Origin of the sequence: Dendronalium phyllosphericum CENA369, from assembly GCF_016056275.1 — a bacterium.
Lineage (GTDB): Bacteria > Cyanobacteriota > Cyanobacteriia > Cyanobacteriales > Nostocaceae > Dendronalium > Dendronalium phyllosphericum.
Window position 1 is genome coordinate 1 of sequence record NZ_JAECZA010000321.1, and the last position, 12,073, is coordinate 12,073.

The 12,073-nt window shown below is 40.5% G+C and carries 8 protein-coding genes and 1 pseudogene; all 9 read left to right on the plus strand.

Going from position 1 to position 12,073, the window contains the following annotated elements; translation table 11 throughout:
* Positions 1-214: 214 nt before the first annotated feature.
* Entirely contained in the window at positions 215-460 is a 246-nt protein-coding gene (locus I8752_RS36330) for a hypothetical protein (protein WP_214436985.1), read from the plus strand.
* 12 nt (positions 461-472) lie between these two features.
* Positions 473-736, plus strand: a complete 264-nt coding sequence (locus I8752_RS36335; protein ID WP_214434455.1) for a hypothetical protein — start codon at positions 473-475, stop codon at positions 734-736.
* Positions 737-930: 194 nt separating this feature from the next.
* Positions 931-1,731: a YcaO-like family protein gene (locus tag I8752_RS36340; protein WP_318780947.1), complete on the plus strand. Its 801-nt coding sequence runs from the start codon at positions 931-933 to the stop codon at positions 1,729-1,731.
* A gap of 376 nt (positions 1,732-2,107) precedes the next feature.
* Positions 2,108-2,914, plus strand: coding sequence for an SAM-dependent methyltransferase (locus tag I8752_RS36345; protein WP_214436986.1), 807 nt, complete (start codon positions 2,108-2,110; stop codon positions 2,912-2,914).
* Positions 2,914-3,798 (plus strand): tetratricopeptide repeat protein, encoded by an 885-nt coding sequence (locus tag I8752_RS36350; RefSeq protein ID WP_214436987.1) that lies wholly within the window; start codon positions 2,914-2,916, stop codon positions 3,796-3,798. Before I8752_RS36345 ends, I8752_RS36350 begins: the two co-directional genes overlap by 1 nt.
* A 56-nt stretch (positions 3,799-3,854) precedes the next feature.
* On the plus strand, positions 3,855-5,285 hold the full coding sequence (locus I8752_RS36355; RefSeq protein WP_214436988.1) for a tetratricopeptide repeat protein: 1,431 nt from the start codon (positions 3,855-3,857) through the stop codon (positions 5,283-5,285).
* Positions 5,286-5,332: 47 nt separating this feature from the next.
* A complete protein-coding gene (locus I8752_RS36360) occupies positions 5,333-5,617 on the plus strand; it encodes a hypothetical protein (RefSeq protein ID WP_214436989.1) in 285 nt (94 codons plus the stop codon).
* Positions 5,618-5,783: 166 nt separating this feature from the next.
* Positions 5,784-11,486 carry an AAA family ATPase gene (locus I8752_RS36365; RefSeq protein WP_214436990.1) on the plus strand — a complete coding sequence of 1,901 codons (5,703 nt, stop codon included), beginning with the start codon at positions 5,784-5,786 and terminating at the stop codon, positions 11,484-11,486.
* Positions 11,487-11,659: 173 nt separating this feature from the next.
* Positions 11,660-12,073: pseudogene (locus tag I8752_RS36370) on the plus strand (AAA-like domain-containing protein); the annotation flags it as partial.

Genomic DNA, 12,073 nt, shown 5'->3' on the forward strand with positions numbered 1-12,073 from the left:
TTATTGAAGATTATTGCTCGGCAGTACGTAGTTCTATTACCAATGATGGTCATCCACCGTTAGAGGCATCTGGATTAAAGTTACAATCAAATTTGACGTTGATAGAGCAAAGCTTAGAACGGATGGAAAAAAAAGTGTTTTACCACCACCTTTAGTCAACCTAAAACACCTTCTAGCCAAGGGATTATCTGCGACTGCATCTTTATTTTCACCTGTGAGGGTTGCATATCAGTGGATTGATAAAGCTAGTAATATTCTCAACAATAAAATAGCTCTTGATGCTGCTGGAGTCCAACAAACTTATCAGCAACTGTTAACGGAAATGTTCCAACAAAAGCAGAAAGCTGGTACACTTAATACCGCAATCGATAACTTTATAAAAACCACCCAGAACTACTGGTCTGGACTTTTTCATTGTTACGAAATTGAAGGGTTTCCCAGAACTAATAATGACTTATAACATGCTTTTGGTATGCTACGTCATCATCAACGTCGTTGTACAGGTCGTAAGGTTCCTCCCTCATCTCTCGTTATTCGTGGTTCTGTCAAACTTGCTTGTGCGATCGCTACTAAACTTCATTCTTTTACCGCATCTGATTTAGCACAAGTTGATATTCATACTTGGCTCGAATTACGCTCTCAGTTGCAAAAACACCACAAAGCCAGAATTGAACAGTATCGATTTCGCCGAGACCCCAAGGCTTACTTAGCTAACCTAGAGAGTCGTCTTGTCTAGTGAATTTTACCACACTAGGTATTAACTGAGTTTCACATAAATTTTTCGCAAGTAAACCATCCTAGCAGACCAGCACGATAATGATAATCAAATACAGGAGTGGGTAAGGAGGCGAGCGACGCTCGCCTCCTTACCCTTAGCTACGATTATCATTCTTATGTAGATATATTTATACCCAAAGATCTATTGACAAAATCCACTCTCTTTTAACTTGTTCCGAATGGGCTGATTCTAATGGATGTGCGGCGGGTAATACTCTTGAAGAAGCTATTCTGCAAGGGTTTACGGAGTTAGTAGAGCGAGATGCTGTCGCCTTATGGTGGTATAACTGTTTGCAAAAGCCGCAAGTGGATTTAGATAGTTTCGACGAGCCTTATTTTCAAAGCTTGAAGCAATATTATCAAACTATTAATCGGGAACTTTGGGTTTTAGATATTACCAGCGATCTGAATATTCCAGTTTTTGCTGCTGTGACTCGAAGAAGCGATCGCTCTGTAGAAGATATTGTTTTGGGTTATGGCGCTCATTTCGATGCCAAGATTGCTATTAGTCGAGCCTTGACTGAAGTTAACCAAATTTTACCTAATGTTTTATTTGCAAACGCTGATGGAAGTACTCAATATCCCCCATCAGCAGATCGCTTGGCGGTAGATTGGTGGAAAACCGCAACTTTAGCAAATCAACCTTATTTAGTTCCAAGCCAGAGAATTGCTGCTAAAGTCAGTGGCGATTATCGCGAAGTTGCAAGTGACGATTTACTCGAAGATGTCAAGCTTTGTCAACAAATCGTAGAGAACAATGGTTTAGAAATGCTGGTTTTAGATCAGACTCGTCCCGATATTGGACTAAGAATTGCCAAAGTCATCGTTCCGGGAATGCGCCATATGTGGAAAAGGTTAGCGCCTGGACGGCTTTACGAAGTTCCAGTGAAAATGGGTTGGTTGTCAGAACTGCTGACAGAAGAGCGACTCAATTCTTTTCCCATGTGGATGTAAGTTTCTTTCTACTTAGTGATGTTATTTTTCATGAGTTTTTCTATGAGTTCTGGGATGAGTTTTATGAGTTTCAGAGACTAAGAGAAAAACTAATATCAAAAGCGAAGCTGCAAAAGTTTTACAAACAACAATAAAGAATTTAAACGCAGTTATTAAGTAACTAGAAGATTTTAATACATTTATTGGCATTTTTGCAAAGTTAATTAATGTTTTTTTTAGGATTAGTCAAGTAGTCGTTTCTGGGGGAGGGGCAATTGCTGTCATTAGTTCTTTAGTTAACAAGCTAGCAGACTTAGCGAATCCTACAAAATCTTAAGGTGATATAAAAAACTCCAAGCAGCACTGGAGAAAGCAATGAAATTAAAGGGAATTTAATTTGAAAACTGGTTCTTTAATAATTGTTGGTACGGGTATTCAATTGGTGGCTAATCTGACCTTAGGGGCAAAAGCTTGGATAGAGCAAGCGGATAAGGTTTTATATGCTTTGGCTGATCCAGTAACAGCCAAATGGCTCAAAGAATTAAATACCACAGCAGAAGCTTTGCCATATAATACGAACAATCAACGACGCAAAGATACCTACCGGGAAATGACCGAAAGAATATTGACAGAAGTTCGTAAGGGCTTGAATGTTTGTGCTGTTTTTTATGGTCATCCGGGGGTATTAGCTGATTCTACACACGTAGCTATTAGACAGGCTAGAGAAGAAGGGTTTCGAGCGCAGATGCTACCTGGGATTTCTGCCGAAGATTGCTTATTTGCTGACCTTGGTCTCGATCCCGGTCGAAACGGATGTCAAAGTTTTGAAGCAACAGACTTTTTAATTCGGCGGCGCAAATTTGATCCCACCAGTGCCTTGATTTTATGGCAGATTGCAATGCTTGGCAATCTGGGTTTTTACAAGCCAGGGGAACACTTTCGTCCTCTAAGCATATTGACCGAGGTCTTAAAAACACATTATGGATCTGACCATGAAGTGATTGTTTACGAAGCAGCAGTTTATTATCCAGTTTGCGAAGCAGTTATCCAGCGTATTCCTCTGTCTAAGCTACCAGAGAGCAGTGTTACCCAGGTTTCGACGCTTTATGTTCCGCCTCAAGCTTTAGCGCCTGTGGACAAGGAAATGATGGCGCGTTTAGGTATGTCTGTTGCTAAAGAAACTACAAAAGAGGAGGTTCTTTGATGGAGTGCGATCAACAAACTTTGTCCGATCTTAACCAAGCGATCGCACAGAACACCGACAAGGCTAAAGCTCTAGCTCAGCAAGGTGAGAATTATCGGCTAATGGGAGATTTTGAAGCAGCGCTAGCCGATTTTAACCGCGCTGTTGAGCTAAATTTTAACTACGCTTGGGCGATCGCTCACCGGGGAGAAACCTACTATCTTATGAAACGGTATGAAGAAGCTCTGACAGATTTCAACCGTGCCATTGAACTAACGCCTGAGTACACTTGGACTATTGCTCACCGGGGCGTAACCTACCGATTTCTAGGGGAAACCTATTACACAATGGCACTGGCTGACTTGGATCGAGCAATTGAGATGAAGCCAGATTATGTTTGGGCAATTGCCTATCGCTGCCGGGTTTACGAGCTGATGAAGTGCTACGAGAAAGCCCTGACTGACTTCGACCGAGCGATCGCCCTTGACGAAACTATATTTGTGAAAAATTGGCAAATAGAGAGAGGGTTGATCCTTTGCTACGACGGTCAATATTCTCAGGCGATCGCCTGTTGCGATTCTAGGTTGCAACAGGCTCCGCATGACACTACAGCTTTGTACTGCATTGCAGTAGCTAAGGCACGCTGGCAGGGATTGGACAAAGCAAAAAGTGAAATCGAGCGAGCGCGGGCAGCATTGCTCTCTAAATGGGAGACAGAGGATCGAGGAGATATCCTGTACCGACTTAGCGGCTTAGCAATCTTGGAAGGGAAATGCGAGGAAGCATGGAAATATCTTCGAGAAGCTATTCCGATTAATGATGAAGCCATTGAGTTAGTCGGTCACGATCCAGCTTGGTTGGATTGGCGGGATCAGCCGAGAACTCAGGCATTACTTGCTAGTTAAGCTTCTGAGCAAATCTCAAGGAATTAAGCGTTAAGTGACAGTTAAGGAGAAATTTTATGCAGATGAATCAAAACGATCTGATAATCGCCCAAAAAGCAGAAACTCTTCGCTTGTCAGGGGCATATGAACAGGCGAGCAAGATTTTTGAAGAGCTCCTAAAATGCTATCCAGACAATGCTTGGGTCAATGCTCATCTAGGAGCAACTTACTACGAGTTGATGAATTATGGGGAAGCAGAATGTTACTTAAAGAAAGCAATCAAAGAGAACGATCAGTATTTATGGGCACATGCACAGCTAGGTGAAACCTATCGTCTCAGGGCAATTGCGGAAAATCGAAAACAGCTATATCTCGAATTAGCTATAGAACATTTCAAAAAAGCACTAAACATTAAAACAAATGAAACAAGAGAAGAAACAATAGAAACAATAAAAACAAGTAACTATGCGTGGGCATTAGCTCACTTGGGAGCAACCTACCGCCTGAAAATGACTAAGGCTGCTATAGATTCGCGATCGCTGGTGACAAAAGATGACATAGATACACCAAGTAAAGAACACGCTTTGAATTATCTTAACAGAGCGCTTGAACTTATCCCCACATACGCTTGGGCATGGGGTATGCGAGCAACAGTTTACAGATTGGCTCAAGAATACGAGGATTCATTCTGGGATTTAGAAGTAGAGACAGTAATAGCCCCGGAAATAGGAGTTTTGCAAAACTCTTCTTCTCCCGTCCCATTCCTAGAAACCAGGAGGACAAATCTTCACGAACATGCACTACTGTCTTTTTATTTAACGAAAAAAGAAGTTAAAAATAAAGACAAACACTACGGTAGAGCGATCGCTTTTGCCCAACAAGCCTTGATACTTCAACCAGGTGACTTGATTGCTCTGTTAATTCTTACTGTAATTGAAGCCAACCAAAAGAAGGAACGCGGGTGTTTATCAGAAAATGATAAAAAGAATATTGAAGCAAAATTAAAGAGATTCTTTGAAGACGGAGAGTTAGAATTTCCTGAAATATGTAAAAAGGTATTAAGACATATAAATTGTGTTGACTCAATAATTAATACTTTGAAACATATAAGGACAGAAGCCGGGGAAACAGATAATTTAACACAGCTTATTCTCAAAGATGTGATAGAGCACCCTAGTTTAAATTTTCATAATGATCCACAATTATGGCTATGGAAAAATTATGCACTGACGCAGACATGTGCCAATGTTCTTTTCTTACTTAGCGACTTAAACTTGATTCTGAAGGGAGACATTACTATTAACAAATCAGATCCTTATCTGACGCTTGCAATGACAATCAATCCTTACTATGCAGGGGAAAGACTTTATCAAACTCCAGTATCTTCAAACGATGAACGGTCAAAGAGATTTAAAAAGTCGTTTGTTGCAATGGCATTAAAGTTGCATGATACGAGTACTGAAATTCTTAATTCAAGGGAATTGACTCAAAAAATCAACGATGATTAGCTTACATTCTTCACTGGTCACTACTTTAAAGATTTGGAGGATATCTCATGAGTAAACTCTTTTATTTATTAACAGATTTAGCACTTGACACTAACAAACAAAGTATTTTCATCAATAACCCCTGTTCCTTAATGGACGAGGTAGGTTTATCTGAAGCAGAGCAAACTGCGATGATGAGCAAAGAATCCACTAAAATTGCAGCGTTATTTGCAGACGAATTAGTTCAGCTTGCTATTACCTCTGGCGATCCAGGGCCCGATCCCTTGCCAGATCCAGATCCTTTTCCTCCTTCTCCACCAGATGACCCTAAACCTGACTTTAATCACTCCTGATATAGGATGTGGTGTAAACAATTCGGATTGCTACATGTTTGGTACGAAAAATTAAAGAGAAATTGCAAAAATCTGGATAGTGAATTTAAATTTTCTTAAGTCAAACCGTACTTGTTGCGGTTTTTTCTAATAAAGACTCCTTTTAAGGAGTTAAAGATAGGTAAAAATGTTTAACTTTTCTGATTACCAAGTTACTGAAAAACTGTATGATAGCAGCAACTCGCTAGTCTATCGGGGACATCAGTTAGAAGATGGCCAGCCTGTTATCCTCAAAATGCTCAAACAAGCCTATCCTCCCCCTGAAAAAATTGCTTGGTTCAAGCGAGAGTATGAAACAACCCGAAGCATTCATCTACCAGGTGTAATCAATGTTTATAGTTTGGAAAACATAGAAAATTACTGGGTAATTGGGTTGGAAGATTTTGGCGGCGAATCTCTCAATCAGATAATTCCTAAGAGGCAATTCACAATTGCTGAGTTTCTCCATCTGGCAATTGAGATTGTTGACATTCTCGGTCAGGTTCACCAGCAGCATATTATTCACAAAGATATTAACCCATCAAATATTATCTTAAATCAGAAGACAGGTAAGCTTAAGCTAATTGATTTTGGAATTTCAACAACACTGTCGCGAGAAAACCCAACCTTTCGCAACCCAAATGTATTAGAAGGGACGCTAGCTTATATCTCGCCAGAACAAACGGGTCGAATGAATCGAGCGATTGATTATCGCACTGATTTTTACTCGGTGGGAGTGACTTTTTATGAATTGCTGACGGAGCAGTTCCCCTTTCCTACAGATGATGTTTTGGAACTAGTGCATTGTCATATTGCTAAACAACCTACCCCACCACACGAATTCAAGCCAGAAGTTCCATCAATGATTTCGGCGATCGTGTTGAAACTGATGGCAAAAAATGCTGAGGAGCGCTACCTATCAGCATATACGATAAAGGCAGATTTAGAAGAATGTCTCAGACAGTGGCAAACCAAAGGGCAAATTGACCCTTTCCTAATTGCTCATCACAATATTTCCGATCAATTTAAAATTCCGCAAAAACTGTATGGGCGAGAACGAGAAATTTCTACGCTATTAGCTGCCTTTGATCGAGTCAGCCAAGGAGCTAGTGAAATGATGCTGGTGTCGGGGTATTCCGGTATTGGGAAGTCAGTGTTAATACAGGAAATATATAGGCCACTGACTCGCCAACATGGCTATTTTATTGCTGGTAAGTTTGATCAGTTTAAACGAGATATTCCCTACGCATCTTTAATTCAGGCATTTCGTTCATTAACACAGCAGTTACTAACAGAAAGCAACGCAGAAATTGACAAATGGCAAGAGAAGTTACAAGTGGCATTGGGGGAAAATGGACAGATAATTATTGAAGTAATTCCTGAAGTAGAACTGATTATTGGTTCACAACCACCCGTACCAGACCTTCCTCCAGCCGAATTGCGGAATCGCTTTAATTTTGTTTTCAAAAAATTTATTAATATATTTACTCAATCCGAACATCCGTTAGTCATTTTCTTAGACGACTTACAGTGGGCAGATAGGGCTTCGCTTGAATTAATTCAATTGCTGATAATAGCAGCAGATCAAAAATATCTATTTATAATCGGGGCATATCGAGATAATGAAGTAAGCGAGGCACATCCACTAATTCAAAGCTTGGAAGAGATTGAAAAAGCAAAAGTCACAATTAATAAAATATTACTTTCTCCCTTAGCCTTGAACGATGTTACACAACTTATAGCTGATACGCTTTTTGTAGAATCAACAACTGCCAAAACACTTGCCCAATTACTCCATGAAAAAACTGGTGGTAATCCGTTCTTCATCAATGAATTTCTGAAAAATTTGCATTCTGAAGGATGGTTGTGTTTTAACTATGCTTCTCAGGAATGGCAGTGGGACTTAGAGCAAATTAAAAAGCAACCACTTGCAGATAATGTTGTAGAGTTGATGACCAAAAATGTTAAACAATTACCGCTCAAAACTCAGGACGTATTAAAATTAGCAGCTTGCATAGGAAACCAGTTTGACTTGAAAACACTGGCGGTCATCTATGAAAAATCTATACGGGAAACTGCGACAGATTTACGATCAGCACTCCAATCCGGTCTAATTGTACCCCTGAGCTATGCCTATCAGTTGGTAGAACTTGATGTAGAAGGTTTGTCAGGTCAATTAGTCGCAGAATACAAATTTGCCCACGACCGCATCCAACAAGCAGTTTATTTGCTCATTCCCAAGGCAGATACACAGGCAGTACATCTGCGCGTTGGAAAGTTGTTACTGCAAAATACATCGTCTGAAGAACTTGAACAGAAGCTGTTTGAGATTGTTAACCAGTTGAACAAAGGTCGGGAGCTAATTAATCGACGAACAGAGCGAGATAAATTAGCTCTGTTAAATCTACAGGCAGGGAAAAAAGCCAAATCATCAACAGCTCGTCAATCGGCTTTCAATTATTTCCAGCTCGGCTTAAGTTTGTTGGGGAAAAAGAGTTGGTCGCAGCAGTATAGCCTCACCTTAGATTTGTATGTTGAAGCAGCAGAAGCGGCTTATACAATTGCCAACTACTATGAAATGGAGCGCTTGACTAAGGTAGTTTTGCAAAAAGCCCAAACGCTGCTAGAAAAAGCCAGAGCATATGAAGTCAAAATGCAAGCCTATTGTGCCCAAATTAAATTCATAGAAGCAATCAAGACTGGGCTAGAAGTTCTGAAGTTACTTGGGGTAGAATTACCCGAACAACCGAATCAATCCGATCTGACGCGAGAGATAGAGCAGATAAAGTTTGCCTTAGCGGGGAGGCAAGTCAAGGAGCTAATAGACTTACCTCAAATGACCGATCCGCATAAACTAGCAGCTATGCGGGTTCTGAACTATTTGCATAGTCCTGCATACATAGCAATTAATCAACTGAGCTTGGTAAATTGGTGCCGACAGGTGAATTTATCGTTTCAGTACGGGCATTCTGCTGATTCTGCTTTTCCGTATGCAGGTTACGGGATTATCCTCTGCTTAATAGGAGAGCTTGAGGCTGGCTATCAGTTTGGTCAACTTGCTTTGAAATTACTAGAACGGTTCAAAGATCAAACATTCAAAGCAAGAACTTACGTGATGTATCAGCTATTTCTCAAACATTGGAATGAACCTCTCAGAGACACATCATCTTTTTACCTGCAAGCTTATCAAAGTGGGATAGAGACTGGAGATCTTGAATATGCTGCTAGTGCTATGGTTAGTTATGCCTACGCTTTGTACCTAAGTGGCGTGGAACTGATAGATGCTAAGAAAGAGATGGCGAAAGCAATTACAGCTACTAGTCAAACTCAGCAGGAAGCTTACCTTCATTGGACCCAAATCTATATGCAGGCTATCCTTAACTTAATGGGACAAGCCGACAATCCATGCCGTTTGATTGGTGAAGTATACGACGAACAAAAAATGATGCCAGTCCATTTGGCAGCAAAAGATCGCACTGCTATGATGCATGCTTATTCACATAAACTCCCTCTGTGTTATCTTTTCCAAGAATTTCGGCAAGCTGTTGAGAATGCAGATCAGTTTGAAGAATATGCTGCTAATGCAGGCTCATCATTCATTCTTCCTACTACCTACTTGTATGACACACTAGCTCGGCTAGCAGTTTATCCTCATGTCTCAGAAGCTGAAAGAAAGGAGATTCTGAGAAAGGTTGCTGCTAAACAAGAAAAAATGGAACTATGGGCAAAGCAAGCTCCCATGAATTTTCTGCACAAATTCTATCTAGTCGAAGCGGAACGTGCCCGTGTATTAGGCAAAGATAGCGAAGCTAGAGAATATTACGATCGCGCCATAACCCTAGCCCACGAAAACGAATATCTTAACGAAGAAGCTCTTGCTTATGAACTAGCAGGTAAATTCTATTTAGCCAGAAACCAAAACCACGTTGCCCGTCACTACCTACAAGATGCCTACTATACTTATCAATGCTGGGGAGCTGTGGCAAAGGTAAAAAATTTAGAGGCTCAATACCCACAATTTTTAGCCAAAGTTTCAATCGATACTCTTCAAACTAGCTTGAACTTTTCAATGACTGACTCAAGCCAAACTACATCCGGTGTCTTAGATTTAAATAGCGTTCTCAAAGCTTCACAAACTATTTCTGGTGAAATCATCCCAAACAAGTTGCTAGAAAAGTTGATGAAAATCACGATTGAGAATGCAGGTGCTCAAAAAGGCTTGCTGATTCTGGATAAACAAGGTAACTGGGTCATTGAAGCTGAAGGGACTATCGATTCTGATAAGGTTACTACACTGCAATCTCTTCCAGTAAACTCTGTCAATTCTGCAAGTCAAACCCCCTTCCTATCAGTTGCCATCATCAACTATGTGGTTCGCACGCATGAAAATGTAGTCTTAAGTGATGCTGCTCATCAAGGACAATTTACTCACGATCCCTACATCGTCGCCACTCAACCAAAATCGATTCTCTGTACTCCTTTGTTAAATCAAGGCAAACTAAGCGGTATCTTATATCTAGAAAACAATTTAACTACAGATGCATTTACCAGCGATCGCATTGAAGTTTTAAGAATTCTTTCTACTCAAGCTGCTATCTCCATTGAAAATGCCCGTCTCTACGGACAGTTAGAAAATTATAACCGAAATCTAGAGCTGAGAGTAGAAGAGCGCACTCAAGAACTCTCACAAACCCTAGAAATTCTCAAAGCCACCCAAGCCGAACTGCTCTTTGAAAACGAGTTACTCAAAAGTGGCGAACAACCCTCTACCTTTGACTATCAAGTAGGAGGAAGTTTGCCGATGGATGCTCCCACTTATGTTGTGCGTTCAGCAGACCGTTATCTCTACAAGGCGTTGAAGCGCGGGGAATTTTGTTATATTCTCAATCCTCGGCAGATGGGCAAGTCAAGTCTGATGGTACGCATGATACACCATCTCCAGCATGAGGGATTTAGCTGCGGGGCGATCGATCTGACCCGTATTGGTAGCGAAAACGTCACGCCTGACCAATGGTACAAAGGCTTAACAGTAGAGCTATGGCGAAGTTTTGGTTTATTAAGAAAGGTTAATCTAAAAACTTGGTGGCAAGAGCAAGGAGATATTTCTCCAGTTCAGAGGTTGAGTCAATTTATTGAAGAAGTTTTGCTAGTTGAAGTTGCTCAAGGAAATGATACTATATCTAAAAACTTGATAATTTTTATCGATGAAATTGATAGCTTCTTAAGTTTAAAATTCCCAGTTAATGACTTTTTTGCGCTAATTCGCTCTTGCTATAATCAACGTAGTATTAATCCACAGTATCGACGTTTAACCTTTGCTCTTTTTGGAGTAGCTACGCCTGCTGACTTAATTACTGACCACCAAAGAACGCCTTTTAACATCGGTCAGACCATTCAATTGTCAGGGTTTAAAGAGCATGAAGCGCAACCTCTACTTCAAGGATTGACCGAGAAAGTGAGCAATCCTCAAACAGTTTTAAAAGAAGTGTTATTCTGGACTAATGGCCAGCCTTTTTTAACTCAAAAGCTCTGTAGACTCATCCGCAATTCTTCATCTGCTATCCCTACCAACAGAGAAGCCGAATGGATTGAAAATTTAGTGCGAAGGTTGGTAATAGAGAATTGGGAATCCCAGGATGAACCAGAACATTTAAGAACTATTCGCGATCGGCTTCTCAAAAGTAAACAATCCGTTCGGCTACTAGAACTCTACCGTCAAATTTTGCATCAAGGAGAGATTATTGCAGTTGATAGTTCAGAGGAAAGAGAATTGCTTTTGTCAGGGCTAGTAGTCAAGCAACAGGGAAATTTGAAAGTTCAGAACCGTATTTATGAATCTATTTTTGTTTGATTTACGAAAACTTTTGTTTAATCTGGAAAGTGAAAGAAGAGGTCTATCCTTCTGAATAATTTAATTTGTCTAAACAATACTATTGTACTAATAAATGGCAGATATTGTGTTACTTGCGTAACTCCTGTTGTCTTTGCTGTTATCTTTATTAGTAGCATTTCTCTGTAATCTCTATGAACCTTGATAGTCTCTTTGAGATTGTTGATCGGCTGCTAATTGAGAGCCACAATCGCCCCCTTAATTCTACCGAAAATCTGATTATGCGTGGGATTTGGCAGTATAAAACTTATAATCAAATAGCTATAGAGGCAGGTTATAGTCCTGGCTACTTTACCAATGTTGTTGCCCCAGAGTTGTTTGGGCGACTCTCCGAGGTCATTGGTCAGCGCGTGACCAAGAAAAACTGTCGGGTGCTGCTGGAATCCTATGCCATCATTGAAGCAGCTCCAAATACAAAACTTTTGAAACAAGACCTGACGCTATTTCCCCTCACAGTTAATCAGGATACGTTACCTTGCTACCCCAGCGGCTCAGTTCCTCTTGCCTCTCCCTTTTACCTCAAACGTTCTTACCTTGAGGAACAAATC